The organism is Parvularcula dongshanensis (assembly GCF_014199615.1).
GTDB lineage: Bacteria > Pseudomonadota > Alphaproteobacteria > Caulobacterales > Parvularculaceae > Parvularcula > Parvularcula dongshanensis.
The window spans coordinates 1,108,836-1,134,290 of the sequence record NZ_JACHOB010000001.1; the positions used below are offsets into that span (position 1 = coordinate 1,108,836).

Here is a 25,455-nt window from a genome sequence, read left to right on the forward strand (position 1 = left end):
CGCCTATAGGGAAACCATGTCCGACGCGCCCCGTTCCGTCCGCCTCTGGCTTTTGCTGCTCGCTGTCCTCGTCGCCGCCATGGTGATCGTCGGCGGTGCGACCCGGCTCACCGATTCGGGGCTGTCCATCACCGAGTGGGACCTCGTCCTCGGCGCCCTGCCGCCAATGAGCCATGCCCATTGGGAAGAGGCCTTCGCGCTCTACCGGCAGATCCCCGAGTACCACCGCGTCAACGCCGGGATGACCCTCTCCGAGTTCCAAGGCATCTACTGGTGGGAGTGGTCGCACCGGAACCTCGGCCGGATCATCGGCCTCGCCGTGTTCGCGCCGCTCTTGTGGTTCAGCGTTCGAGGTACGGTTCGCGGCCGTCTGCGCTGGCAGCTTTGGGGGCTCTTCGCCCTCGTGTGCCTGCAGGGCGCGATCGGCTGGTACATGGTGTCCTCGGGCCTGTCCGAGCGGGTGGACGTCAGCCAGTACCGTCTCGCACTGCACCTCTCGACGGCGCTTCTCCTCTACGCCCTGATCGTGTGGCAGTTCCTCTCCCTTTCCGGATCACGAGCGGTCGCAGCCGGGTCGAAGCTCGGCGGTTGGGCTTGGGGAATGCTGGCGGCCATCTCGTTGCAGATCGTGCTCGGCGCCTTCGTGGCGGGGCTCCGGGCCGGCAAGACGTTCAACGATTGGCCGCTCATGGGCGGCAAGATTGTGCCGGAGGGTTACTTCGGCGAGCCGTCCCGCTTCGCGGACCTCTTCGAGCGGGTCGCGGCGGTGCAGTTCAACCACCGCATCGGTGCCTACCTCGTCCTCGCGTTCGCCATCGCCTTCGCCGTGAAGTGCTACCGGGCGGGGCGAGATACCCGGCGTTACGGCGCGAGCCTCCTTGGCGCAGTGACGTTCCAAGCGGTGATCGGCATCGCGACGGTCATGGCCGCCGTGCCGTTATGGCTCGGCCTCGCGCACCAGGCGGGGGCGCTCGTCGTCGTGACCGCCGCCGTCTGGTCCGTCCACGCCCTGAGCGGCGCTACTCGCCCGGCGCGCCACCCACGCTCGACGGCAGCTCTATCTGCGGTGCCGCAGGGCCGCTGACCGCCTCGGCGTTGAGGGTCCGCGGCCCCACCGTCTCGGACTGACCGACGCCGAAGGACCGCGACAGGCCGACCCAGGGAACGAGCTTGAGCGTCTGGCCCTGATCGAGCACCGCCAGGACGCCGTCGCGGTAGATGCTGCCGTAATTGCCCGAGCCCGCCGCCAGCGCGCCGATGCCGGCGCGTCCGCGCTCTTGTGCCGAGGCGAGCGAGACGAGCGGTGCGTTCGCCTGGGCGAGGCGGAACCTGTCTTGCTCGTCGAGCGCGATCAGGAGCGCTTCGTCTTCGTCCGCGGAGAGGGCGACGAGGTCGGTCACTCGACCCTCGCCGAATGCCTCCTCATAGGTCGCGTCGAGGTCGCCCATGTCGTCCAGCGTCGCAACGAGGCCTTCTTCGGAGAGAACGAAGAAGCTCGAAGCCGCCGCCGCGCAGGACGTCGCGAATCGCAACGGCGTCTCTTCCGTCCGCACCGCGCGCCCGTCGCCGATCTCGATCCTGCTCAAGGACACCCGGCCTCCGCCGTCGGCACGAAGGAGGAGGTCGCCGCGTGCGCACAGCGCGCGCGTGCCGTCCGGCGCCGGCAGCCGACCGACCTCGTTGAAGGCTCTGGTGTCGGGGTCGATGTCGAGGAGGACGATCTCCTCACCCGACGCAGCGGCCACGAGCGTGTTGGAGGGATCGCCGTCGTCCGGGTAGCTGACCGCGACCGGGCCGTCGAAGGTCCCCTCGACCGTGCTCATCGCAACGTCGCTGTCGATCGGCACCACGGCTAGGCCTGCATCGCCGTTCGCGACCAGGACCGCGCCCTCGAAGGAGAGCGTCGGGTGCGCCCAGACCGCCATGCCGTAGGTCTCGCCGCCGAAGCTGCCGAGCACGTCGCTGACAGCGACCTCCGCCTGCGGCGCCTCGCGGGCGCTCTCGCTTTCGGCCGGGGCGGGGGCCGCAGCCTCTTCGGGCACCGGCGGCACCTCGGCCTCCCGGTCGCCGCAGGCGGAAAGGAGGGCGGCGGTGGCCGCGGCGAGCAGAAGGGATCTCGTCATGAAGGTCTCGTTCGAACGTCCTCGCCATGTAACACGCGGAAACCGTTCGGCTATCCCGCCCCAGCCGTAAGTGTGGTATGATCATACCGTGTGGCTAAGCCGCTGTCCGACTTGCGACTTTCAGACGGTTGTTGACAACAACGTCCATGCTGCTATCCGCCCCGCTTCCGAACAACCCTCAAGGGACGCCATGCAGACCGAGGCCAGCAAGACCTACAACACGAAGGCGGCCGACGTGCAGAAGCGGTGGGTGGTGATCGACGCGGAGGACCTCGTGGTCGGCCGCGTGGCTTCGATCATCGCCATGCGCCTGCGCGGCAAGCACCTTCCGACCTACACGCCCTTCGTCGACGACGGGGACAACGTCATCGTCGTCAACGCGGAGAAGGTCGCCTTCACCGGCAACAAGCGCCAGACGCAGACCTACTACAAGCACACCGGCTATCCGGGCGGCCTCAAAGCCACCACGGCTGACAAGGTGCTCGAAGGCCGCTTCCCTGAGCGCGTGCTGACCAAGGCGGTCGAGCGGATGATGCCGAAGGACAGCCCGCTCGCGCGCCGTCAGATGAAGAACCTGCACGTCTACGCCGGGCCCGAGCATCCGCACGAGGCGCAACAGCCCGAGACGCTCGATGTCGCCGCCATGAACTCCAAGAACAAGCCGAGGCGCTAAGCATGTCCGAGACCACCACCGGCCTCGAAGGCCTGAAAGACGCCGCCGCGGAAGCGGGCGTCATCGACGCGGACGCCGTTCAGGACGACTACGTCCCGGCCGAGCCGAAGATTGACGACCTCGGCCGCTCCTACGCGACCGGCAAGCGGAAGACCGCCGTCGCGCGCGTCTGGATCAAGCCCGGCAACGGCAAGATCGTCGTCAACAAGAAGGACTACACCGAGTACTTCGGCCGTCCCGTCCTTCAGATGGTTCTGCGCCAGCCCCTCGAAGCGGCCGAGCGCAAGGACCAGTTCGACGTGTACTGCACGGTCAAGGGTTCCGGACCGTCCGGCCAAGCCGGCGCCGTCCGCCACGGCATCGCCCGTGCGCTGACCTTCTACGAGCCGAGCCTGCGCCCGGTCCTCAAGAAGGGCGGCTTCCTGACCCGCGACAGCCGCGCCGTCGAGCGTAAGAAGTACGGCAAGGCCAAGGCCCGCCGCAGCTTCCAGTTCTCCAAACGCTGACAGCTCCCGTCAGTCTACGGAGGTCAGGCCCCGCTTCGGCGGGGCCTTTTTTGTGGCGCTACCGGCGGGCTGACCGCCCGCCGGAGTCTTTTGCGGCGCTACCGCTCGCTGGCGCTCGCTACTTGAGCGCTTGCTGGCGGCACGGGCCTTCGGCCTGTGCGCAGCGGGTTCGGCGCCAGCGAATGTCACGTTGGCCGTCGGGCACGCCGAAGCGCCCGCCCGTAGCGAGTTCCATGAACCCAGGCGGGAGCCCGCACGCGGGTCGCCGCAGCGAAAGGCGTTGGGTTTGTACCGGGCCGCGACGTTCGGAGGTCCGGACCCCGAGATCGCGCGGTCGCGCGGCGTCTCGGCAAGGACCCGTCTGAAGCTCCCCGCGCCCATTCTTATCGCCGAAGGAGGAAGAGAACGGCGAACCGCCCGAAAGAGCCGTTCTTCGCGGTCAGAGCAAACCCAAGCTCTTGAAGCTCACCTCGCGCCCGCGACCGATGATGAGGTGATCGTGCACGCGGACGTCGACGCTCTTCGCCGCGTCGACGATGCGCTTCGTCACCTCGATGTCGGCACGGGACGGCGTGGGGTCGCCCGAAGGGTGGTTGTGAACGAGGATGAGGGCGGCGGCGTCGAGAGCGAGGGCGCGTTTTACGACTTCCCTCGGATAGACGGGCGTGTGATTCACCGTGCCCTTGCTTTGGGCCTCGTCCGTAATCAAACGGTTCTTCGCGTCGAGGAAGAGCACGTGGAACTCTTCGGTCGTGTTGTAGGCGAGGTGGGATCGGCAGTAGCTGAGGAGGTCCTGCCAGGACGACAGGACCGGACGCTTTAGGACGTTGTCCTGCATCATTTGGAGCGCCGCGGCGCGGGTGAGCGCGAACTCGTCGCAAGCGCGATCGGTCATCTTCAGCGGAGGCTTCCCCTCGACAGGCACCGTCAGCTCGCAAAGCCGCCCTCGCGGGGCGGCGAGGGCGTCTGCAAAGCTGCCGAAGGTGGCGATCAGCGCCTTGGCCAGCGGCTTCACGTCGCGCTGGGGGATCGCGTTGAAGAGGATCAGCTCCAGGAGCTCGTAGTCCTGTAGGCCTTCGGACCCGGCGCGGCGGAAGCGCTCCCGCAGGCGCTTCCGGTGCCCCGCATTCGGGTTCGGCACGCTCAAGGTCAGCCCGCGTAGGGTGGACGATCGTACCCTACCGGGCTGCGCGTGAAGACCTCGACGCCGTCCTCGGTCACCGCCACGGCGTGCTCGAACTGCGCGGTCAGCGAGCGGTCGCGCGTGACCGCGGTCCAACCGTCCTTGAGCACACGCATGTCGGGCTTGCCGGCGCAGATCATGGGCTCGATCGTGAAGAACATGCCGGGCTCAAGCACGGTCGCAGGGGCGCGGTGCACGCGGCCCGCCAAATCGCGTATCTCGCCGTAGTGGACGACGTTCGGTGCCTGGTGGAACCGCTTGCCGAGGCCGTGGCCGCAGAAGTCGTGGACCGTGGTGAAGCCGTCCGCCTCGGCCCGGTCCTGGATCGCCTTGCCGATGTCGTAGAGCGTGTTCCCCGGCTTCACCTGGTCGATGCCGGCCCAAAGGCACTCATAGGTCACGTCGGTCAGGCGCCTCGCCAGCACCTTCGGCTCGCCGGCCCAGTACATGCGGCTCGTATCGCCGTGCCAGCCATCGAGCACCACGGTGATGTCGATGTTGAGGATGTCGCCATCCCTCATCGGCTTGGCGTTGACGGGCTTGCCGCCCGGGATACCGTGGCAGATCACATGGTTCGGCGAGATGCAGAGCGCGTGACCGAATCCGCGATAGCCGACGGTGGCCGAGACCGCGCCGTGGTCGCGGATGAACTGGTAGGCGAGGTCGTCGAGCCGCGCGGAGTCCGCCCCCGGCTTCACCTCGGCCACGAGCATGTCGAGGCAAGAGGCGGCGAGCTGGCCGGCCTTGCGCATGCCTTCGAAGCCTTCGGCGTCGTGCCGGATGATAGAGTCGGGCGCGCGGGCGGTGAGGGTGTCCATGGGACCCGACATAGCGTGCCTTTCCGCCCCTTGCGAGGGCAGGGCCCCATTCTGCGCGAGCTGATGAACATCCTTAAAGGTTGCGAACCCGAGCCTGCCCACACCTGTTGCCTTGATAAGTCCGCGGCTTGCGGACGACGCGGCTTAGGCCGTTGTTTGAGAATTCTATTTGGAAGATTTGATCGGAGGACACTATGGCATTGACGCTTTCCGCCACCAGCATCATCGGCGACGACGTCCGCAACGACGCGGGCGAGGCGCTAGGCAGCATCAAGGACATCATGCTCGACACGAGCACGGGCCGGATCGAGTACGCGGTCCTGCAGTTCGGCGGCGTAATGTTCGTCGGCGACAAGCTATTCGCCGTTCCGTGGGACCAGTTCACGGTCGACACGGCGAAGAAGGAACTCGTGTTGAACGTGCCGAAGGAGCGCCTGAAGGACGCGCCGGGCTTCGATAAGGACAACTGGCCGAACTTTGCGGACCAGGCATACCGGACGGAGCTCAGCGGCTACTACGGCGCGGCTCACTGACGAGCCGAGCGATCGCTTAGACGAGTTCGGAGAGGCCCCGCCCCGGCGGGGCCTTCTCATGTTCGGCCTCGTCCACCGTAGGGCCGAAGACCTCTTCCCAGGAGGCACGCAGCGCGGCATCGACCTCGTCCATGGTAACGGGGCGGCCGAGGTCCACGAGGCTCGTGACGCCCAAGCCCTCTTCTTGGATGCCGCAGGGCGTGATGCCGCCGAAGTGCGTGAGGTCCGGCTCAACGTTGAGCGCCACGCCGTGAAAGCTGACCCAACGGCGAAGGCGGACGCCGAGCGCGGCGATCTTGTCCTCGCGGCGGTAGCCAGGGCCGGAGCGGTCGACCCAGACGCCGATCCGTCCGTCGCGAAGCTCGCCCTTCACGCCGAAGCGGTCGAGCGCGCCGATGATCCAGTCTTCGAGGTCCGCGACGAAGCGGCGGACGTCGCGGGTCCGCTTCGTCAGATCCAGCATCACGTAGGCCACGCGCTGACCGGGTCCGTGATAGGTGTACTGGCCGCCGCGCGCCGAATCGTAGACCGGGAAGCGGTCCGGGTCGCGCAGGTCGCAGGGCTTGGCCGACGTGCCCGCCGTGTAGAGCGGCGGATGCTCGAGAAGCCAGACGAGCTCCGGTGCCGTGCCGGCTTGGATCTCCGCGACCCGCGCTTCCATCGCCTCGACGGCGGTAGGGTAGAGGACGCGCCCCTCGCTTACGCGCCAGGCGACGGGCGTTTCGGTCCAGTTCGCACGCTCTGTCATGAAAGGCGTCTAGCGGGGAACGATTGGGCTTCACAGGCCCGCTTCGCTTTGCTATCGGCGCGCTTCCGCGAGGGAGACCCCCTCGCCAGTGCGGTCGTGGCGGAATTGGTAGACGCGCAGCGTTGAGGTCGCTGTCCGGTAACACGGGTGGAAGTTCGAGTCTTCTCGACCGCACCATTTACATTCGGCGCTACCGCTCGCGAGTCGAGCGCGATGGCGCCGCGCTGGATACAGATCCCGGACAGGCGTAGAATGGTGTCGCCGCTCTCGCGGACCGATCCGTTGAGCGGTGGGCCGTCTCGGCCATCTTTCGGCTCGAGGGGCGGCCCAACCCGCACCCGGAGACGGGCCGATGGTCACCGATCCTACGTCAGATCCCCTTATCCAAAACCGGCGCCGAACGCTGCATCGGTTCTTAGTGATCGAAGTCGAGTACGCGGCGCCGGCCGTCCTGTCCGTCGTGACGCTCGTCGCGATGCTCCTCGCCCATCGCGGCCTACCGACGGCGCTCGTCTTCGCAGCCCTCGTCTACCTGGTGACGCACACCGTCGCGAAGCGGTTCCTCATTCACTAGGCGCTAGCACGGTGAGCGTGGACAGCGGGGCACCGCGCCGATAACTCCGCGCGATGCCTGCCGCGGAGCCTCCCATGCGCCTTTCCCGCTTCTACCTGCCGACCCTGAAGGAGACGCCGGGCGACGCGCAGATCGCCTCGCACCGGTTCATGCTGCGCGCGGGCATGATCCGTCAGCAGGCGGCGGGCATCTATGCCTGGCTGCCGCTCGGCCTCCGCGTCCTGCGCAAGATCGAGGCGATCGTGCGGGAGGAGCAGGATCGGGCGGGCGCGGTCGAGATGCTGATGCCGACGATCCAACCTGCGAACCTTTGGCAGGAATCGGGGCGCTACGACGCCTACGGCCCCGAGATGTTGCGCATCGAGGACCGCTCGGGTCGGGAGATGCTCTACGGCCCGACGAACGAGGAGATGATCACCGAGATCGTCCGGGCGGGCACGCGCTCCTACAAGCAGCTCCCGCTCATGCTCTACCACGTGCAGTGGAAGTTCCGGGACGAACTGCGTCCGCGCTTCGGCGTCATGCGGGGGCGGGAGTTCCTGATGAAGGATACCTACAGCTTCGACCTTACGCCTGAGGACGCGCGGCGGTCCTACCTCAAGATGTTCGTCGCCTACCTGCGGACCTTCGAACGCATGGGCGTGCGCGCCGTGCCGGTCCGCGCGGATCCCGGGCCGATCGGCGGCGACCTCTCCCACGAGTTCGTCCTTCTGACCGAGAACGGCGAGTCGGAAGTGTTCCTTCACAAGGGTCTCGCCGACCTGCCCGCGCCCGGCGTGGACACGGACTTCGGCGGTGACCTAGAGCCGCTCTTCGCCGAGCGGACTTCGCTCTATGCGCGTACGGACGAGATGCACGACGAGGGGCTGTGGGCAGAGGTGGGCGAAGCCGACCGCACGACGCTGAAGGGCATCGAGGTCGGGCACATCTTCTACTTCGGGAACAAGTACTCCGAGCCGATGGGTGCCAAGGTGCAAGGCCCGGACGGGCAGGAGCACGAGATCGAGATGGGCTCTTACGGGATCGGCGTCAGCCGCCTCGTCGGCGCGATCATCGAGGCGCACAACGACGAGGCGGGGCCGATCTGGCCGGTGCCGGTCGCGCCTTTCCACTGCGGTGTCGTGAACCTGAAGGCGGGCGACGCGGAAGCGGACGCGGCCTGCGAGGCGCTGGTCGCCGAGCTCGAAGGGCAGGGGGTCGAGGTCCTTTACGACGACACGGGCGACCGGGCGGGCGAGAAGTTCGCGCGGATGGACCTGATCGGTTTGCCCTACGCGGTCACGGTCGGCCCGCGCGGTCTCAAGGAGGGCAAGGTCGAGGTGAAGACCCGCGCCACCGGCGAGAAGCAGGAGGTCGCGCTCGCAGATGCCGCCTCGATGATCGCCGAGCGGGTCCGCGACGCGTTGGCGGTTCGCTAGACTTCGTTTCAAAGCCGAAAGCTTTCTGGCCGCAACGGCGGAGATGTCCCATCTTCGCCCTATGCATCTGACGAGACGCGGCTTCGTGGCCGCCCTTTCCGCCTCGGCGGTCGCTCCTGGCTGCTCCCGCGCCGAGACCACGGGCCTTTTTGCGAGCCTGCTCGACCAAGCGTTCGGAGAGGCGGCGACGCTGCCGCAGCTTCGCTCGATGATCGTCGCGCGCGACGGCGCCGTGGTGCGAGAGCGGGTGTTTCAAGGGCCGAACCTTGACACGCCGGTCAACATCAAGAGCGCGTCGAAGTCCGTCCTCTCCGCGCTCGCCGGAGTGGCGATTGGGCAGGGCGTTCTGTCCGGCGTCGACGCGCAGATCGCGCCGCTACTCGGTGAGCGCGTCCCGCAGGACGCCGACCCCCGAATCTCCGAGATCACCATCGAGGACCTGCTGACGATGCGCGCAGGGCTAGGCTCGACCTCGAGCCGGAACTACGGCCCATGGGTCGTGAGCGAGGATTGGGTCGCATACGCGCTCGAGCAGCCCTTCGTGGCCGATCCTGGCGGACGGATGATCTACTCGACTGGCAGCTCGCACCTCCTCTCGACCGTCCTGACGCGGGCGTCGGGGCGAAGCACGCTCGCGCTCGCACGGGACTGGCTCGGCGAACCCTTGGGCATCGAGGTGCCGCCTTGGACGCGGGACCCTCAGGGCGTCTATATGGGTGGCAACCAGATGGCGCTCTCGCCTCGCGCACTTCTCAAGATCGGTGAGCTCTACCGGAACAACGGCGTGCATGACGGCGTACGCGTCCTGCCGGACAGCTGGGTCGACGAGAGTTGGCGGCCTCGCGTGCGCTCGCCCTGGAGCGGTGGCAGCTACGGTTATGGGTGGTGGCTGGGGCAAGCGGGCGCGATCCGGCTCGCCTACGCCTGGGGTTATGGCGGCCAGATGATCTACGTCGCCCCGAGCTTGGGGCTTACCGCGATCATGACCTCGGACCCCGACGCGCGCGGTGTCGATGGTCACGTCCAGTCGCTGCACCGCCTCGTCTCGCGCTTTCTCGTCCCGGCCGCACAGCGCGGCGAGAGCTGACACCTCTCCGTTAAGTCCCCCGACTGTAGACCGGAGCGGGCTGACGGGGCAGAAGGCGACATGGGGTTCGGAACGAGGCGAGTGCTGGCCGCGGGGCTGGCTTTGACGGCGAGCGCGTGCGCCTCCTCGACCGTGCGTCCGCCAGCGCCCGTCGCGATCGACACGCTGACCTACTCCAACGCCATCTCGCAGGCGCGCCAGGAGCAGTTGCTCCTGAACATCGTCCGACTGCGCTACGACGACCCCGTCACCTTCGTCGACGTCGAGCGCATGACGACGCAAGACCGCACCTCGTATCGGGGTGGGCTGTCGAGCGCGATCCCGCTGGACGGCAACCCGCTGAACGAGGTGCTGTCGGGGAATATCGGCGGAGATACGAGCAGCCAGCCGACAGTCGTCTACAACGCGCTGCGGGGTAAGGACTTCGCGCAGCAGCTTCTCCAGCCGCTGCCGCCGGCTTCGATCTTCCTTCTCAGCCAGTCGGGCTGGAGCGTGGAGCGCCTGCTTCTCTGCTGCGTGGCGCGGATCGGGAACGTCGACAACGCCCGCGTCTCGACGGGACCGAGTAGCGAGGTTCTGCCCAACAACGTCCGCTTCAGACAGCTCGCATCGCTGATGCGCACGCTGCAGGACAGTGACCGCCTCTTGGCTCAGGTGATCGACGCGGAGGAGGCAGGCGGCGATCCACGTGTGATCCTCAAGTGGGATCGCGGTGTCCGCGAAGGTCAGGCATTGGCCGAGTTCCTGACCAAGAACTGGGCAGCCGACGTCGTGCCGATGTCGGGCAATCGATACATGGCGGAGATCACGACACGGGGGAACATGCTCGGCGACTTCGCCGTGCGCGGACGCTCCCTTCTGGGGGTTATGTCGGCGCTGTCGAAGACCGTCGCCGTGCCGGTTGAGCACGAGAGCCTAGTGGGGACCTCCGCGCGGGCCGACCTTTCCAGCCATTGCACGGCACCGCCCCCTTGGGACGAGGTGACGGGCGGTTACTTCGCCGTCATGTCGTCGAAGACCAAGCCGGACACAGCCGCCGTCGCCGTGCCTTACCGTGGCTACTGGTTCTACGTCGACGACCGCTGCCACGCGGCGAAGTCGACACTTACGCTGGTCGACCACCTCTACGCCTTGCAAGCGGGCATCTCGAACGGCGCGACGACGCTCTTGCTGCTCGGCGGGTAAGCCTCATTCTTCGGGCACGTAGTCGATCTCCACGCGCACGATGTCGGACCGACCCGAGAAGTCCAGGATCATGTCCTGCACGTCCTGCCGCCGCGTCGGCATGAAACTGTAGAGGCGGGGGACGGCGTAGTCGTAGTTGCTCTCGGACGAGGCGTAGTCCGTATGCCGCATCTTCGCCCGACGTTCCTTGCCCGCCTGCGAACGGACGGTAAGGGAGAGGTGCGGTTCTTCGGACTTCTCGAAGGCGTAGATCCGCAGTTCGCGCAGCCGTCCGGGCGCGGTATAGGTGAGGGACGCGCCTTCCTCGCCCATCAGGCGGTCGTAGGCTTCCTTGTAGGAGCGGTAGTCTCCAGTGACGACCGAGACGTTCTCCCAGAAAGTGGCCGTGCCGAGGTTCTCCGCGTCGTCGACGAGCGTCAGGAACTCGCTGACTACGGGACCGACGACGTTGGAGGGCGCGGACTCCCCCCCTTCGTTCAGCGCGGTGACGCGATAGTAGTAGGGTTCTCCGACCCTCACCCCAATGTCCGACAGGAGGGGGAAGCCGGGTGTCTGCATGTCGTCCACGCCCGTAGCGACGGCCGTCCAGTCCCCGTCTCCGCCGTGTCGGCGTTCGACGGTGTAGGCCGAGGCGCCGGCCGAGCCCTGCCAGGAGATCGCGCCTGCCTGCTCGATCGGCAGCAGGGTGGGGGCGGCGGGGGCTTTGCGCGAAGGAACGTCCTTGCCCTGAATGGCGAAGGCCTTCTGCCGCGTCATGTGAACGAGTGCGCGCTCATCGTAGACCTCGCCCTCGCCGAAGCCCGGCCAGTGATAGGCGCGGTAAAGGCCCCCGCCCAAGGGCTCGGTGTGGTAGTACCAGCCGCCATCGCGGTGGTGGCGGCGCAGCGACCAGATCAAGGCCCCGGGAATGGTGTCCTCGCTCATCGCGAAGTCGATCACCTGTTCCATCGCGGTCGTCGACATGAAGCCGAACTCGCCGACGAGAAGGGGCTTCTTGCCGCCGATCCGGCGTACATTCTCGGCGATGTTCGCGATGACCTCGCGGGGGTTCTCTTCGTAGTGGTGCGTCGAGATGAGGTCGATCGCGTCCTCGTCGATCGAGTGCTGTTGCACGTAGACGGGGTCCTGCCCCTTGTTGCCGACCGCGTGGTAGCCGTCGAGGACGAGCTGGTTCGGCGCCTCCGACTTGATCGTGCGCGCGATGTCCACCGCCCATTCAGCCGGGCAGGTCATCTCATTGCCCGTCTCCCACGCCATGATCGTGGGGTCGTCCTTGTATTTGACCCCGTTGACCGTGTTCGTCCGGTTCAGGACGAAGCGGATCGTCTGCTTGAAGTCCTCGCGGATCTCGGGGTCCGTGCAGAAGGCATCGGTATCCTTGCCGCGGAACGCCGCATAGTTGGGCCGTCCCCCCATCCAGGGCCAGTTGTTCACGAGCGGCTGGATGACGCGCACGCCGTACTCCCCGGCCAGCGCGATGCCGAGATCCATGACGCGGAAGGCCTCCTCGTTGAACTCGCCAGGTGCTTCGACGTAAGTGACGGCGTCTTCGGGGAAGTCTTCGTTCCGCACGGGGATCGTGTAGCCGCGAACGACCTGCCCGCCCATCTGGTTCACGCTCTCGAAGAGGTCGCGAAGCTCGAACTCGTTCGGCAGGGCGTAGGGGTTCACTTCGCTGAACGCCATCTCGTCTTCGACGTAGTTCAACGTCGGCACGTTCCAGGAAACGAAGCGGAAGACCTCATCGCCGTCGTAGAGCTTCGCGCCCTCGCGGGTGATGAAGTGCTCGAAGGCGGGCTTCGCATCCTGTGCGAAGCCAAGCGAGGGCAGCGCCGCAAGGACGGCGAGAAACATGGTGCGCTTCATTCTTCGATCTCCGGCGGGCTCAGCCGTTCTTCTTCATGCGGAAGACGACGACGTCGTGGGCGGGCACGGCGCCCGTCAGTGGCGTCTCCGTCGTACCGACGTCGCGGCCGCGTAAGAGGTCGGACACGGTGTAGCGGATGTTGGCGGTGTCGGCGTTCCAGCCGTTCGCGTTGTCACCGACAGGGTGGGCCGCCCAGTCATAGGCGTAGCGCTTCTGCTCGTCCGACCGGTTCAGGACGGCGAATGCGAAGTCGCCGCCCTCGAGGGGTTTCACCCAGTACTCGAGGTCCGGCGACTTCATGATCGGGAAGCCCTGGATGCCGAGCGGGTCCTGATCGATCGCGATCACGCCCTCATTGGTCAGGATCTCGAGGATCTTCGGGTCCATGTTCACGACGTCCGTGCCTATGATCAGCGGCGCGGCGAGCATCGCCCACATGACGAAGTGGGCGCGATTCTCGCCGAGGGCGGGCAGGTTGCCGACCTCCATCATGTCGGGATCGTTCCAGTGCCCAGGACCTGCATAGGCGCGCAGCCCTGCCTGCTTGTCGAGGATGGGCAGGATGCCGGAACTGAACCAGTTGCCGTGCCCGACCTCGCAATCCCAGCAGTTGATGATGTCGCCGGTCGTCCGCCAAAGGTGCCCGACGTCCTCGCCCCACTCCCACGGCTTGTTGTCGCCCCACTCGCAGATGGAGAAGACGATCGGTCTTCCCGCGGCGTGAAGCGCGTCGCGCATCAGCGCGTAGGCCTCGCGCGGGTTACGCTGGTCCTCGCCGGTGCCCGTCGCGCACCAGTCGTATTTGAGGTAGTCGATGCCCCAGCGGGCGTACTGCTTCGCGTCCTGATACTCGTGCCCTTGGCTGCCGGGCTTGCCGCCGCAGGTCGTTCGGCCCGCATCGGAGTAGAGACCGATCTTGAGCCCGCGCTCGTGGACGTAATCGGCGAGCGCTTTGATGCCCGAGGGGAAGCGCTCTGGGTCGGCCTGGATGAAGCCGTCCTCGTCCCGCTCGCCATGCCAGCAATCGTCGATGTTGACGTAGGTGTAGCCCGCATCGCGCAGCCCGCTCTGGGCGATCGCGTCGGCGGTCTGCTTGATCAGGTCCTCGTCGATGTCGCAGCCATAGTGGTTCCAGCTGTTCCATCCCATGGGCGGCGTCTCCGCGACGCCTTCGAACTTCTGCGCGCGGGCATGGCTCAGAACGAGCGCTGTCAAACCCGAGGCGCAAACTGTTGCAAACGTCTTGTAGACGCGTCCCATCCATCCTCCCTTGCCCGCGGTCCGGCCGCCGGTCGTTCGTTGCCGAAAGGTTAGGGCGCGAATGCCGGTCCGCGCAAGGCGGGTGGGCGGAGAGCCGACGCTGCGGCGAGGGTGAAGAGCGATAGGATCAGGAGGCTCGCGAAGGCGACAGGGAGACTCGTCGCCTCGGCGAGGAAGCCGATCATCGGCGGACCGAGAAGAAGGCCGGCGTAGCCGAAGCTCGACACGCTCGCGATGGCGAGGCCCGCTCCGGTCCGGTCGTCGCGCGCCGCGCGGGCGATCGAGATGGGAAAGATGAGCGCGTAGCCGACGCCCATCAGGGCGAACCCAAGATAGGCGACCGGAACGCTATCGGCGGTCACCGCAATCAGCACGCCCGCAGCGCCCGCCAGCGCGCTTCCGCGTCCGACCGTGACGGCGCCCAGCCGCTCGATCACGGCATCGCCGCATAGGCGCATCGCAATCATCGTGGCCGAGAAGACGGCGAAGGCGAGCGCCGCTTCGCTCTGGCGGGCCCCTGCGACCTCGACCGTGAGGAGCGCCCCCCAATCGGCCATCGCGCCTTCGCTCAACGAGACGCAGAAGAGGAGGAGGCCGACGAGCAGAAGCTCGGGGCGGGGCAGGGCGAAGCGCGGCCCTTCAGTCTCGGTTCCGGCGGGCGGGGCCCAAGGCGCGGAGGCGAGGAACAGAAGGACCGGCGTGCCAGTGAGGCCGAACAGCGCAAAGTGAACGCTGGGCGCCGCCCCCGCCCAAGCGGCGATGGCGCCGGAGATCGCACCTGCTCCCGCGCCGATCGAGAACATCGCGTGCAGCGAGGACAGGATCGACCGTCCCGTCTGCTGTTCGATCGCGGCGCCCCATCCGTTCATGCCGATGTCGGTGAGCCCGCCCGCGAAGCCCATGAAGAAGAGGCAGACCGCGAGCACCTCCGCGGTGGGCGCGAGGCCCGCTCCGACCAACGCCGCGCTGCCGAGGCCGCCCCCGAGGCGGGCGAGGCGATGCGGCCCGATCCTGTCGGCGAGAAGCCCGGCGAGCGGAAAGGCGAGCAGCGAGCCGATGGCGAAGCAGAGGAGTACGAGGCCGAGCGTCCCCTCGCTGAGGCCGAACTGCGCCTTGACCGCCGGAATGCGCGATAGCCAGACGCCGTAAGTCGCGCCGAGCAGGAAGAAGATCGCGCCGGCGCCGACACGTGGCGTTCGCTTCGGGATCACCGGCTCCTGCCGTTATCCATGAACCCACTGTCGATCATCCAATCGGCGAGCCGTTCGGGCCAGTCCGAGACGGTCGCGAAGTCGGACCTGTCGCCCATGTTGAAGGCGTGAGCGCCGTGGGCGAAGACGTGCAGCTCCGCCGGGACGCCCGCTTCGCGGTAGAGGTCCAGCTGCCGCATCAAGGTCAAGGTCGGTCCTTTGTCCTCGAAGGCCGCGAGGAAGAAGGCGGGCGGCGGGGCCTGATCGAAGTGGTCGGGCAGGCCGATGGGGCCTGGGTAGATCTGGACCTGAAAGTCTGGCCGCGCGCTTTGCCGCTCGACGAGGTCGGCGGCTTCGGCGTCGCCCCCGGCCGGCCCGTAGGTGACGAGGTTGACGAGTTCGCCGCCCGCAGAGAATCCGAGCACGCCTATCCTATCCGGCGACACCCCATACTCCTCTGCATGCGCACGGACGAAGCGGACAGCGCGGCGAAGGTCCGCCGCGGCGTCGGTCTCTATGTCGTAAGGCGAGCCTTCCTGGCGGGCCAGGCGGTACTTGAGCGCGAAGGCCGTGACCCCGCGAGCGGCGAGCCACTTCGCCGGGGCCACGCCTTCCGAGTTGAAGACGAGGTTCGCGTGGCCGCCGCCCGGCACCACGATGACGGCGGTACCGCTACGCGCGCCGTCGGGCGCGAAGACGGTCACGCTCGGATCGTGAACGTCGCGGACCCACCAATCGCCGGACGTCTCCGGAACGTCGCGCATCTCTTCGGAGCCCGGCGCCCCGTCGGGCCATAGAGAAACGCGGTCCTGGGCCACGGCAGCCGACGGCAGTAGGGCGAGGAGAGCGAGGCGAAGCCGCATCTTCATCGCAGCCTAGCCCCCGATCTTCGGCAGGTCGGCGAGCGGGACGAAGCCGACCCGCAGCCGGCCGTCGCGCATCGACAGGGGCAAGGCCGTCTCGCCGTCCTCCTGCATGGAGGCGAGCACGCTGAGGACGGCGGGCGCCTGGTTCGAGGGGATCGCGCCTTGCTCGCTCATGACCGTGACGAGTGGCTCGGGGTTGCGCAGGCGCAGCGTCATGCGCCCGGCGGGGTAGCCGGCATCGTCGAGCGAGGCTTCGCCCTCGCCCGCCAGGAGCGTCGGGTCGGTCGCCGCGTCGGGAGAGACGGCGGCGTTGAAGGCCTGGACCTGAAGCTCGCCGCCGCCGTTCTCGGAGAGGGCCGCGTTGACGAAGGGCAGCGACACCGCGCCGGAAGGCACGCGGTAGAGCGCGTCCTGTCCGCTGACGCCCAGGACCGCCGTGCCGTCCTCGTTCCGCGCCCAGTTCGCCTTACCCACCGCGAGAGCGAGGGTGCGCTCGCCGCTCTCCGCCGTCAGGCCCGCGATCTGCGCGCCGAAGGCGCCGCGAGAGAGGCTGAAGCGCATGTCCTCGGCCCGGAGCGCATAGGTCACGTCGTCGTAGACGACGGCCTGCTCGCCGAAGGGCGCGAGGATCAGGCGGCGCGGATCGTAAGGGACCGCGATGACGTTGAGCGTCTCGGCGTTCCACGACCACTGGCCGGGCTCTGCCCAGCTCGGCGCGTCGACGACCGCGCGGAGAGCGGCGGGGTAGCCTCGCATGCGGATGTCGCCATGGGCGACCTCGCGGCCTGCCGCCCTTTCAGTCGCGACCCAACGGTCGAGTTCAGCCCGCATGATGCGGGCGCCATGGAACCACAGCACGGTGTAGCCACCGAGCAGGAGAACGACGACGGCGAGGATGAGGGCGAGGCGGACGCGGTGCGTCCGAACGGCATCGGTCATGCGGCAGGCTCTAGAGAGTCGAGCGCCTCGGCTTCAAGGGCCCGGGTCGCAGGTTCGATCGCCTCTTCGAGCCCTGCGATCAGAGCGGGGCGCGGCGTGTCGGCGGGGAAAGGGTCTAGGATCTTCAGCACGATCGTTCCTGGGCGGCGTTCGAGGCCCGGGTGGCGCCAAAAGACCCCTGCGTTATGCGTAACGGGGACGCAGGGCACGCCGAGCGTGCGGACGAGCGCGGCGACGCCAGGCTGATAGGGCAGGTGCTCGCCGATGGGAGATCTGGTCCCTTCGGGGAAGATGACGATCTGTCGGCCGTGGGCGACGGCTTCCTTCGCGGCACCCGTCATCTCGCGCAGCGCCTTCGCGCCCGCCTGACGGTCGACGAAGATGAAGCCGTTGGCGCGGGCGTACCAACCGAAGAAGGGGATCCGGGAGAGTTCTCGTTTCAGAACGAAGGCCGCGTCCGGCAGCAACGTCATGATCGCCAGCGTCTCCCACATCGACTGATGCTTCGCGGCGATGACGGCAGGACCGTCGGTCAGAAGCTCACGGCCCTCGACGCGCCAGCGCAGGCCACAGAATACGCGTGCACCCCAGAGAAGCGTCCGGCACCACGCTTTCGAAACGCCGACGGCCCAATCGCGACGCAGCAGGCTCGGCAGGCCCAAGACGCCGATAACGAGCGTACTGGCCGCCATGAAGGCGGCGTAGAGGTAAGAGCGAAGCTGGATCATCGAGGGTCTACTACCTGCCGCGTTCGCACGATCAGGTACTTCACATACTCCTTCGCGAGCGCGACCCAAGCCCGCGGCGACCATACCCAGCCGTCTTGGGGCACGGTGCGGCTGTCCACCGGCACGCCGATGACCGTCAGCTCGGGCGCAAGGCTGCGAAGCTCGGCCCTGGCCCGGGGCAGGTGGAAGTTCGAGGTCACGAGGAAGACGAGGCGATAGTCATGGCTGCGGAGCCACGACCGGGCTTCGAAGGCATTGCCCTTCGTCGTCCGCGCGTAGACGCCGAGGTCGACGCAGCATTCGAAGACCGCCGCGGTCGAGGCGGTGTCGAGGCTCGCCTTGCCGACTTTGGGGTTCACGCCCGAGATGAGGATGCGGGGCGCGAGGTTAGCTTGGTGCAGCGCTATCGCACCCTCGATCCTCAAGCCCGCTCCGCCCGTCAGCGCGACGATCCCGCGCGCCTCGAACGGGACGTCCCGTGCCGCGGCCTCTAGCCGTTCCGGCGTCGCGCGGCGAGGCTGGGGCAGGGCAATGACGAAGACGAGAAAACCGATCGCGAGCAGACCCGAAGCGCCCGCCAGGGCGCCGAAGGCGGCGGGCAAAGCATGGTTGCGCAAATGCCGGTCCCACGCGCGAAGCCGGCTGAAGGTCGGTAGGCGGCGCACGCGTCAGAACGATCGAAGGGTTCGCAGCACCGTCACTCGAGCGGAGACTGCCGCGACCGCGCATAGGATGAGCGGCACGATGGCGAGCCAGGCGATCAGCGCCGGGTCGGCGCCGAGCCTCGGCAGGAAGACGCCGTCTCCGCCGCCGCCGAAGCTCGCGGCGAAGAAGAGGACGAGCGCGGCGACGACCGCCCCCGCCACGCCGCCGCGCAGGCCGAGCGAGAAGTAGCGGCGCTGTACTTGATGGGCGACGAAGCCGTCCGTCGCGCCGACGAGGTGGAGGACCTCGATGATCGAGCGGTTCGCAGCGAGCCCGGCGCGAGCGGCGAAGATGATCACCGCCGCCGCGGCCCCGATCACCATGGCGAAGACGAGGAAGGCGAGGGAGGCAAGGCGCGTCGCCGCCGCAACCAGCCGGTCGTTGAACGTTCCGTGGTCGTCGAGCACCGCGTCCGGCGCGGTCGTCGTCAGCTGCGCACGAAGCGGCTTGAGATCGGACCGGAGCGCCGCCGTAACCTCGGCAGAGACCAGCGCAGGAACGGGAATGTCGTCGGGCAGGCCCCCTGCACCGAACCAGGGCGAGAGGAGCGCTTCGGTCTCGGCGCGGTCGAGCCGAGTAACGCCGATCACGCCGTCGGTCTGTTCCAGGAGGCCGACGACGGCCTCCGCCTTCTGGTCGATCGCCGCTGGCTCTTCGCCGGGAATCTGTACCGTGACCGTACCGGTCAGCTCGCTCGTCCAATCCTCGACGGCGCGGTCCACGACGAGGTTTCCGATCAGCGCGAGGCTCGCCATGAAGGCGAGGATCGCGACGACGATCGTCAGCGGCGCGCCCGCCGCCCCGGCTTCGGGCAGAAGGGGCGTGGGGCGGACAGGGCGGCCGGTACGTTGCGTGTCGCTCACGGCCGCTCCTCGCCGTCGGTCTTCTCGGGCAGGGGGCCGTGCAGGGTCACGCGCCCGTCCTTGAGCCTCAGGATGTTCTTGCCCAGACGGCGGACGAGGCCGAGGTCGTGCGTCGCCACGATCACCGCCGTGCCCAGACGATTGAGCTCGATCAGCAGGCGCATGATCTTCTCGCCCATGACGGGGTCCACGTTGCCCGTAGGCTCGTCGGCGAGGATCAGGTCCGGCTTCGAGACGAGCGCACGGGCGAGGGCGACGCGCTGCTTCTCGCCGCCCGAAAGGACCGGCGGCTTCGCGTCGATGCGGTGAGACAGGCCGACCCAGCTTAACAGGTCGATAACGTCTCCCGCGTAGCCCTGATGGTTAACGCCGGCCACCCGCATGGGCAGGGCGACGTTCTCGAAGGCGGTGAGATGGTCGAGAAGCCGGAACTCCTGGAACACGACGCCGATTCGGCGGCGCAGACCCGGCATGGCGCCGGGGGGCAGGGTTGCGACGTCTTCGCCGAACACGCGCACCTGCCCGGTCGTGGGCTTGTGAGCGAGGTAGATGAGCTTGAGGAGTGTCGTCTTCCCCGCGCCGGACGGCCCGGTGAGGAAGCGGAAGTCCCCTTCGCGCAGGGTCAGACTCGCACCGCGCAGGACTTCGCGCGTGCCGTCATAGGTGAGGCCTACGTCCTCGAGCCGTACGATCACGTCGCGCCCCGGCGCGGCCTGCGGCGAGTCGGGGGCACGCTCCAAAGTGTCGGTGGTATCCGTCATGAGCTCCTGCGGGCTTACCATCGCGACCGGGCCGCGCAATGCTGATCTCGTGTCCTGGTTGTCTCAAGGCCTACCGGGTCCCGGCCTCGGCTATTCCGCCGGGGGGCCGCGAGGTCCGCTGTTCCTCCTGCGAGAAGGTTTGGTTCGAGCGCGGACAGATTGCGCAGGTCATCGCCGCCGGCGCGGCCGCAGCGGACGTCGCGCCTGCCGCGCCTGTCGTCCGCTTCGGGGACGAGGCGTTGCCGTCGCAGACGGTTATCGATGCCCTCTACGACGGTCCCGCTCGGCAGGGCGCGCGCGCAGCCGAGGCGGATGACGCCCCGCAGGACTCTCCGGCGAGGGGACAGCAGCAGGCGCTCGCCATCGTCTACGCTGCCCCTCCGACAGTCGCCCGGCCAGCCGCGGCGCCGAACGATCCCGTGCCGCCGGCGGGCGAGGCGATGCGGATCCTCCTGCGCAGCCTCGCGCAGCAGGTCGCACCGGCGGTCGGCGGCCTCGCACGAAGCGTTCGCATTCTTCTCGCCGCGCTTCGACCCGCCGCCCGCACGGAACGCCCCGTACCTAAGGACGAGGCGACCCGCCGAGCCCGCGGGGCGATGCGGACGAAGGCGGCGAACGCGATGACGCCAGCGCGCTTCTTCGGCTGGACGCTGCTCGCGGCGACGGTGGCGAGCCTGACTTACGTGGTCGTCGCGGCGCCGGACCGCGTCCAATCGGTCTTTCCGCCGGCGGGCAATCTCTACGCCTACCTCCGGCCGCCTGCGGCCGCCCCGGCCCTCAGCGTCGAAGCGGCCCTCGGGCGGTACGCCCTGTCCGATCAGGGCCCAGCCGTCAGCATCACGGGGGTCGTGCGGAACGATGGGCTGGACGAGACCTTCCCCCGGCTCGTCCTCACCGCCACCGGGCCAGCGGGCAGCGAGGCGCAGGTCGTACCCCTGCCGGCCGTACCCCTGCCGCCCGGCGGTGAACGGCCCTTCGCCGTTCGCGCGCTGCTGCCAGAAGGAGTATGGGCGCTGAACGTCGCAGTCGAGCCCGGCGAGGCGTCCGAGCGGGAAGGGTTCGCCCTTCAGTCCCGCGGCAGCGGATGGGGCGCCGGGCACGCCGGCCCGCCGGTCCTCGGCGGCGCGCCGCGCTGAGCGCGAGCTATGTAAGCGGGCTGCCCTTGCAGTCAGCCCTGGTCTAGGAGGCGGCATGAAAGAGCTCTTCACCCCCGAACAGATCGCCGCACGGACCGATGCCCTCGCAGGCGAGATCATCGAGCGGCTCGGCACTGACTTCATCCTGGCGCCGGTGCTGACGGGCGGCTTCGTCTTCGCTGCGGACCTCGTGCGGGCCCTCGTTCGCCACGGGGCCGACCCGCAGGTCGACTTCGTCCAGCTCGCCTCCTACGGCGATGCGCGGTCGAGTTCCGGCCTCGTGCGGGTCATCAAGGACTTCACCGGACCCGTCGAAGGGCGCACCGTGCTGCTCGTCGACGACGTGCTCGATTCGGGCCGAAGCCTGGCGCACGCCTCGCGCATCCTCGAGGACAAGGGCGTGAAGAGGGCGTGGATCGCGGTGGCCGTCGACAAGCAGGCGACGCGGGCCGCGCACGTCACGGCGGACTTCGCCGCCTTCACAGCGCCCGGCGACGCGTTCCTCGTCGGCTACGGCATGGACGACGCGGGCGGCAAGCGTGGCCTGCCCTATATCGGCGTGGTCTGATCAGAACCGCTCCAGCAGGCGCTCGAGGTACTCGCGCTCTTCGCTGGGCAGGGCGGGGTCGGCGACGCGGCGGCGCAGAATGTCGATGACTTCGCGCACCCGTTCGGGGTCGGACAGGTCCGGTATCTCGACGCCAGTCTGCCCTTGCGGTCCGTAGGGCCGGCCGAGGGGATCTCGGCCCCCGCCATCGCCGGCTCGCTGGCTTCGCCCGTCCCCGGTCTGGTCGCGCCGCTCGCCCGATCCGTCGTCGCCTTCGGCTTCGGCGATACGCTCGGCGCCTTCGGCAATCGATTCGATGGCGGCCTCCTGCAGGGCCTGAGCGGTGCCGAGGTCGCCGCGTTCCAGCGCCTGGGCCGCGCCTTCCATGGCTCGGCCTGCATCCGTCAGGGCCTGCGCCGCGCTCTCGTCCGCCCCTTCGCGAAGAGCCTCGAGCGCTTCGCCGAGACCTCGCTGGTCGCCCGCGAGCCCTTCGGTCCCCCGTTCGCCGCGGCGGGCGGAGAAGGTCTCGTCCGACAAGCGGCGCTGCCGATCGATGAGGTCACCCGCCTGATCGAGAGGGCCGCTGCCCCCGCCGGACGAGCCGCCCCCGCCTTGGCCGCTGCCTCCACCCTGGCCCTGACCTTGTCCGGCCTGCTGGCCTTCGCCTTCCTGACCTTCGCCGCTGCGAGACAGACTCAGGTTTTCGAGCATCTGCTCTAGCTGGGAGAGGAGCGCCTCCGCCTCGGCCTCCGCGCCTCGGTCGGAAGCATCCCTCATCGCGTCGAGAAGGTCGTCGAGATCCTGCTCGCCGAGGCTCTCGCCGGACGACTCCGCGAAAGCGTCGCCCGACTGGGCGAGCGCCTGAATGTAGTCGTTCATCGCTTGTCGGAGCTCTTCGATCAGCCGTTCGATCTCGTCTTGCGAAGCCCCGTCTGCGAGGGCCTGGCGAAGCGCCTGCTGCGCCGCCTCAAGACGCTGACGGGCGAGCGTCAGCCCTTCGTCCTCGAGCGCAACCGCGAGAGGCCAGAAGCTCTCGACGACCTCCTCCACCGCCTCGCCCCGGCCGTCCCAGACGTCGTGATAGGCCGTCCGCAGAAGGAGGTACTCCCGCGTGCTTTCGGCCGTCTTCTCGGGCGCCAGCGTGAGCGCGTCGAGAAGACGCGCGGTCCTCGGCCAGGAGGAGGGGGTGGCCGCCAGCTTGCGGCGCTCCTCGATGACGGTCTTAGCCAGGGGGTTGTAGAAGCTGCGCGTGGGCAAGGTCAGCGCCACGGGCTTCGTCCTGGCGGCGTGGCCCGCGCCGTCCTTCACCTCGATGACGAGCGCGACCGCAAGGCCCGCCCATGGATGTTCGCTGAGGTCGAGCGTCACGGCCCGTTCGCCACCCGGCCCGGCGAGGGCGGGGAGGGGAAGCGTCTCTTCGCCGGCGAGGACGCTCTGATCGGGGCCAGGCACGTCCGGCGGCAGATCCTGAGCTGGCTGCAGCCGCAGGAGAATCGAGGCGTCCTGGATGCCGTAGTCGTCCGCGGTCAGGACCTCGAGCGCGATGCGGGTGCCGCCCTCCTCGGCGGGCGGTTCGAGCAGCGTCACGCGCGGTTCTGCGTCGCGTGTCACCACGATGGGCCAGGAAGCGACGCTGCCGCCCGCGCGCACGGTCAGCGCTGCGTTCTCGTCGAGCGCCGCCTCCGCAGTGAAGGCGCCCTCGCCGCGCTGGCCGCGAAGGCGCTCGCGCCCGCCCGCCGTGGCGAGGGTGACCTTCGCGCGCGGTCCTTTGCCGGATCCGGCTAGGCGAAGCTTCACCGAGGTCCCCTGCGGAACCTCGATCTGCCCACCGATTCCGTCAGGCAACTCGGCGGACTGGACGAGGAGCACGGGCGGTCTGTTCGTATAGGCAGGCGGGTCGAGCCAGACGTCGGCCATGACCGGCCCGGCGCTGCCGAGACCCGGGACGAAGGCCGAGCGGAGCCGCGAGGGCGCATCGGGGCCAGCGAGGATCAGCCCCGCGACGATCAGAAGGGCGAGGCCGAAGCGAAGGCCGAGACGGTCGGTGCCGTCGGTCCGGGCGCGGGGCCGGCGGAGCCGGGTGCCGGCAAGAAGGCGCTGAAGGCGGTCCTGATAGGCGCGCCAGTACGGATCGTCCGCCGTCCCCGCGAAGGGACTGTCCCGCAGCGCGTTGATCGTGCCGGGGGCAAGATCGCTGTCGGCTTCGATCCGGCGCGCGGCTTCGGTCCAGCCGGGCGCCCGCCACGAAAGCAGGCCTCGAATTACCAAGGCGGCAAAGGCGAGTAAGAAGGCGACTTTCAAGCCCGTCTCGGCCCACCAGGGCATGATCTCGTACAGACCGAGAAGCGCGACCGCGGCGCCTGCGAGGAGCAGAAGGACGGGCGGCAGGAAGGCCTGTTGCGCGCGTTCCCATAGCAGGACCGCCTTCGCTCGGAGGATCGGCGGGCGTGGCGCGCGGACGGGCTCGTTCATACTGGGGAAAACACTAGCGACGGGGAGCTTGCGGGTCACCTGTGCGATCGGTCAGGGTAAAGGAACCCTTAAGGCGTGGCCCGCGGTTTGCAGACCGGAGGACGAGCAGAAATGACGATCGGAGCGCAGATGGCGACGACGGCGACGGGCTATGTCGAGCGGTGGAGCAAGGTCGGGGAGGCGGCGCAGCGGGCGCGGTCGGTTCCAGCGAACAGGTTGGCGGCGCTGTTCATCGTCGTTCTCTACAACGCGATCGGCTTCGCGGACGTCGCTTCGACGCTGCACGGCCTGTCGGCAGGCGCCGTCGAGGCGAACCCGATCGTCGCCGCCGCGATGGAGTCGCTGGCGCATTACTGGGTGGCGCCGAAGCTCGCCTGCCAGCTTCTCGTTACGGCCATGATCGTGTGGTTCCCGCACCGCTTCGTGCTTACGATCTTCTCGATCGCCGTCGCGGCGACGGGCATCGCGGTCGTGAACAACATGCTGGTGGCGGCCTCGCTCTAAGCGAGCAGACCTTCCAGCGTCGCGATCATGCGGTCGAGGTCGGGCGGGGAGGAGAGCCGGTGATCGGCATCCTTGACCAGCGTGACCGTCACGTCCTCGGCGGTCATGTGCTCGGCGTAACGGACCGCGTGGGTCCAGGGGACGGCGTCGTCCTTCGTCCCCTGAATGATTCGCACTGGGCAGCGCACCTCTAGCGGCGCGTGAAGCAGAAGGTGGTTCGCACCGTCCTCGAACAGGGCGCGGGTATAGACCATCTCGCTGTCGTCATAGGCCGAAGGGAAGGCGATCCGTCCGTCGCGCTCGAGGCGCGCGCGCTCTTCTTCGCTCCACCCCTTCCGCGTCAGGTCCTGCGTGAAGTCGGGGGCCGGTGCGAGGAGGAGCAGCCCTGCAAGCCGAGAGGAGTCCTCTCGGGCGAGGAGGCCCGCGATCCAGGCGCCCATGGAAGAGCCGACCAGGACCAGGGTGCCGTCGACCTGTGCGAGCGTGGCCCTGGCGTCGGCGAGCCACCGGCCGATCGTGCCGTCCTCGAACGCGCCCTCGCTCTCGCCATGACCGGTGTAGTCGAAGCGGAAGAAGGCTCTGCCCGACCGGGCGGCCCAGGCGTCGAGCGTCTCCGCCTTCGTGCCACGCATGTCCGAAGCGTAGCCGCCGAGCCAGACGACGGTCGGGCCTGACCCCTCCCGCCGTAGGGTGGCGATGCGCCCGTTCGGGCCGTCGAGCATGGCGGGAGGCTGCTTGTCGGTCATGAGGCGGACCTCTACGCCGCTCG

Annotated in this window: 26 protein-coding genes and 1 tRNA gene; 12 read left to right on the top strand and 15 right to left on the bottom strand. The window is 68.3% G+C overall.

Annotated features, from left to right (window positions below; translation table 11 throughout):
- Window positions 1-16: 16 nt before the first annotated feature.
- A complete protein-coding gene (locus tag GGQ59_RS05370) occupies window positions 17-1,084 on the top strand; it encodes a COX15/CtaA family protein (protein ID WP_183816512.1) in 1,068 nt (355 codons plus the stop codon).
- Here the strand turns inward: GGQ59_RS05370 and GGQ59_RS05375 are convergent.
- Window positions 1,020-2,123: a hypothetical protein gene (locus GGQ59_RS05375; protein ID WP_183816514.1), complete on the bottom strand. Its 1,104-nt coding sequence runs from the start codon at window positions 2,121-2,123 to the stop codon at window positions 1,020-1,022. The genes GGQ59_RS05370 and GGQ59_RS05375 overlap by 65 nt on opposite strands.
- A gap of 190 nt (window positions 2,124-2,313) precedes the next feature.
- Between GGQ59_RS05375 and rplM the strand changes: the two genes are divergently transcribed.
- Window positions 2,314-2,796: a 50S ribosomal protein L13 gene (rplM, locus tag GGQ59_RS05380; RefSeq protein WP_183816516.1), complete on the top strand. Its 483-nt coding sequence runs from the start codon at window positions 2,314-2,316 to the stop codon at window positions 2,794-2,796.
- Between the two features lie 2 nt (window positions 2,797-2,798).
- Window positions 2,799-3,302, top strand: a complete 504-nt coding sequence (rpsI, locus tag GGQ59_RS05385) for a 30S ribosomal protein S9 (RefSeq protein WP_183816518.1) — start codon at window positions 2,799-2,801, stop codon at window positions 3,300-3,302.
- 439 nt (window positions 3,303-3,741) lie between these two features.
- On the opposite strand, the gene radC is transcribed toward rpsI, so the two are convergent.
- Both radC and map read right to left on the bottom strand, forming a co-directional pair.
- Window positions 3,742-4,443 (bottom strand): RadC family protein, encoded by a 702-nt coding sequence (radC, locus tag GGQ59_RS05390; protein WP_343074259.1) that lies wholly within the window; start codon window positions 4,441-4,443, stop codon window positions 3,742-3,744.
- A gap of 8 nt (window positions 4,444-4,451) precedes the next feature.
- A complete protein-coding gene (map, locus tag GGQ59_RS05395; RefSeq protein ID WP_221400870.1) occupies window positions 4,452-5,303 on the bottom strand; it encodes a type I methionyl aminopeptidase in 852 nt (283 codons plus the stop codon).
- A 194-nt stretch (window positions 5,304-5,497) separates the two neighbouring features.
- Between map and GGQ59_RS05400 the strand changes: the two genes are divergently transcribed.
- Entirely contained in the window at window positions 5,498-5,836 is a 339-nt protein-coding gene (locus GGQ59_RS05400; RefSeq protein ID WP_183816522.1) for a PRC-barrel domain-containing protein, read from the top strand.
- Between the two features lie 16 nt (window positions 5,837-5,852).
- On the opposite strand, the gene lipB is transcribed toward GGQ59_RS05400, so the two are convergent.
- Window positions 5,853-6,584, bottom strand: a complete 732-nt coding sequence (gene lipB, locus GGQ59_RS05405; RefSeq protein ID WP_183816524.1) for a lipoyl(octanoyl) transferase LipB — start codon at window positions 6,582-6,584, stop codon at window positions 5,853-5,855.
- Window positions 6,585-6,674: 90 nt separating this feature from the next.
- Here lipB and GGQ59_RS05410 point away from each other — a divergent pair.
- The 5 genes from GGQ59_RS05410 to GGQ59_RS05430 all read left to right on the top strand — a co-directional run bounded on the left by GGQ59_RS05410 (window position 6,675) and on the right by GGQ59_RS05430 (window position 10,848).
- Window positions 6,675-6,761 (top strand) — tRNA-Leu (locus GGQ59_RS05410).
- A 241-nt stretch (window positions 6,762-7,002) separates the two neighbouring features.
- Complete coding sequence (locus tag GGQ59_RS05415) at window positions 7,003-7,158, top strand: hypothetical protein (protein ID WP_183816526.1); 156 nt, start codon at window positions 7,003-7,005, stop codon at window positions 7,156-7,158.
- 74 nt (window positions 7,159-7,232) lie between these two features.
- Window positions 7,233-8,576: a proline--tRNA ligase gene (gene proS / locus GGQ59_RS05420; RefSeq protein ID WP_183816528.1), complete on the top strand. Its 1,344-nt coding sequence runs from the start codon at window positions 7,233-7,235 to the stop codon at window positions 8,574-8,576.
- 85 nt (window positions 8,577-8,661) lie between these two features.
- The gene (locus tag GGQ59_RS05425; protein ID WP_221400871.1) at window positions 8,662-9,663 is read left to right on the top strand and encodes a serine hydrolase; all 1,002 of its coding nucleotides are present in this window, start codon (window positions 8,662-8,664) and stop codon (window positions 9,661-9,663) included.
- 60 nt (window positions 9,664-9,723) lie between these two features.
- Complete coding sequence (locus GGQ59_RS05430; RefSeq protein WP_183816532.1) at window positions 9,724-10,848, top strand: hypothetical protein; 1,125 nt, start codon at window positions 9,724-9,726, stop codon at window positions 10,846-10,848.
- 3 nt (window positions 10,849-10,851) lie between these two features.
- Here the strand turns inward: GGQ59_RS05430 and GGQ59_RS05435 are convergent, their stop codons facing one another.
- Genes GGQ59_RS05435 through ftsE form a run of 9 tightly spaced genes read right to left on the bottom strand, consistent with a single transcriptional unit; the run spans window position 10,852 to window position 20,027 of the window.
- The gene (locus GGQ59_RS05435; RefSeq protein ID WP_183816534.1) at window positions 10,852-12,714 is read right to left on the bottom strand and encodes a cellulase family glycosylhydrolase; all 1,863 of its coding nucleotides are present in this window, start codon (window positions 12,712-12,714) and stop codon (window positions 10,852-10,854) included.
- Window positions 12,715-12,733: 19 nt separating this feature from the next.
- Window positions 12,734-13,975, bottom strand: coding sequence for a glycoside hydrolase family 27 protein (locus GGQ59_RS05440; protein WP_183816536.1), 1,242 nt, complete (start codon window positions 13,973-13,975; stop codon window positions 12,734-12,736).
- Window positions 13,976-14,025: 50 nt separating this feature from the next.
- Window positions 14,026-15,186 (bottom strand): MFS transporter, encoded by a 1,161-nt coding sequence (locus GGQ59_RS05445; RefSeq protein WP_183816538.1) that lies wholly within the window; start codon window positions 15,184-15,186, stop codon window positions 14,026-14,028.
- Complete coding sequence (locus GGQ59_RS05450) at window positions 15,183-16,034, bottom strand: alpha/beta hydrolase (RefSeq protein WP_221400872.1); 852 nt, start codon at window positions 16,032-16,034, stop codon at window positions 15,183-15,185. Before GGQ59_RS05450 ends, GGQ59_RS05445 begins: the two co-directional genes overlap by 4 nt.
- A 6-nt stretch (window positions 16,035-16,040) precedes the next feature.
- On the bottom strand, window positions 16,041-16,970 hold the full coding sequence (locus GGQ59_RS05455) for a DUF2125 domain-containing protein (RefSeq protein ID WP_183816540.1): 930 nt from the start codon (window positions 16,968-16,970) through the stop codon (window positions 16,041-16,043).
- Window positions 16,967-17,698: a lysophospholipid acyltransferase family protein gene (locus GGQ59_RS05460; protein WP_183816542.1), complete on the bottom strand. Its 732-nt coding sequence runs from the start codon at window positions 17,696-17,698 to the stop codon at window positions 16,967-16,969. The genes GGQ59_RS05455 and GGQ59_RS05460 overlap by 4 nt, the downstream gene beginning before the upstream one ends.
- Complete coding sequence (locus tag GGQ59_RS14950; protein ID WP_183816544.1) at window positions 17,695-18,363, bottom strand: ElyC/SanA/YdcF family protein; 669 nt, start codon at window positions 18,361-18,363, stop codon at window positions 17,695-17,697. Before GGQ59_RS14950 ends, GGQ59_RS05460 begins: the two co-directional genes overlap by 4 nt.
- Window positions 18,364-18,366: 3 nt before the next feature.
- Window positions 18,367-19,266, bottom strand: coding sequence for a cell division protein FtsX (locus GGQ59_RS05470; protein WP_183816546.1), 900 nt, complete (start codon window positions 19,264-19,266; stop codon window positions 18,367-18,369).
- Window positions 19,263-20,027 (bottom strand): cell division ATP-binding protein FtsE, encoded by a 765-nt coding sequence (ftsE, locus tag GGQ59_RS05475; protein WP_183816548.1) that lies wholly within the window; start codon window positions 20,025-20,027, stop codon window positions 19,263-19,265. Before ftsE ends, GGQ59_RS05470 begins: the two co-directional genes overlap by 4 nt.
- A 38-nt stretch (window positions 20,028-20,065) precedes the next feature.
- On the opposite strand from ftsE, the gene GGQ59_RS05480 reads away from it, so the two are divergent.
- Both GGQ59_RS05480 and GGQ59_RS05485 read left to right on the top strand, forming a co-directional pair.
- Complete coding sequence (locus GGQ59_RS05480; protein ID WP_183816550.1) at window positions 20,066-21,163, top strand: zinc-ribbon domain-containing protein; 1,098 nt, start codon at window positions 20,066-20,068, stop codon at window positions 21,161-21,163.
- 55 nt (window positions 21,164-21,218) lie between these two features.
- Window positions 21,219-21,731: a phosphoribosyltransferase gene (locus GGQ59_RS05485; RefSeq protein WP_183816552.1), complete on the top strand. Its 513-nt coding sequence runs from the start codon at window positions 21,219-21,221 to the stop codon at window positions 21,729-21,731.
- On the opposite strand, the gene GGQ59_RS05490 is transcribed toward GGQ59_RS05485, so the two are convergent.
- Window positions 21,732-24,182 carry a DUF4175 domain-containing protein gene (locus GGQ59_RS05490; RefSeq protein ID WP_183816554.1) on the bottom strand — a complete coding sequence of 817 codons (2,451 nt, stop codon included), beginning with the start codon at window positions 24,180-24,182 and terminating at the stop codon, window positions 21,732-21,734. It abuts the gene before it with no gap.
- A gap of 111 nt (window positions 24,183-24,293) precedes the next feature.
- Here GGQ59_RS05490 and GGQ59_RS05495 point away from each other — a divergent pair, with 111 nt between their 5' ends.
- A complete protein-coding gene (locus GGQ59_RS05495) occupies window positions 24,294-24,686 on the top strand; it encodes a DUF5658 family protein (protein WP_183816556.1) in 393 nt (130 codons plus the stop codon).
- On the opposite strand, the gene GGQ59_RS05500 is transcribed toward GGQ59_RS05495, so the two are convergent.
- A complete protein-coding gene (locus tag GGQ59_RS05500; RefSeq protein ID WP_183816558.1) occupies window positions 24,683-25,432 on the bottom strand; it encodes an alpha/beta hydrolase in 750 nt (249 codons plus the stop codon). The genes GGQ59_RS05495 and GGQ59_RS05500 overlap by 4 nt on opposite strands.
- Between the last annotated feature and the right edge of the window lie 23 nt (window positions 25,433-25,455).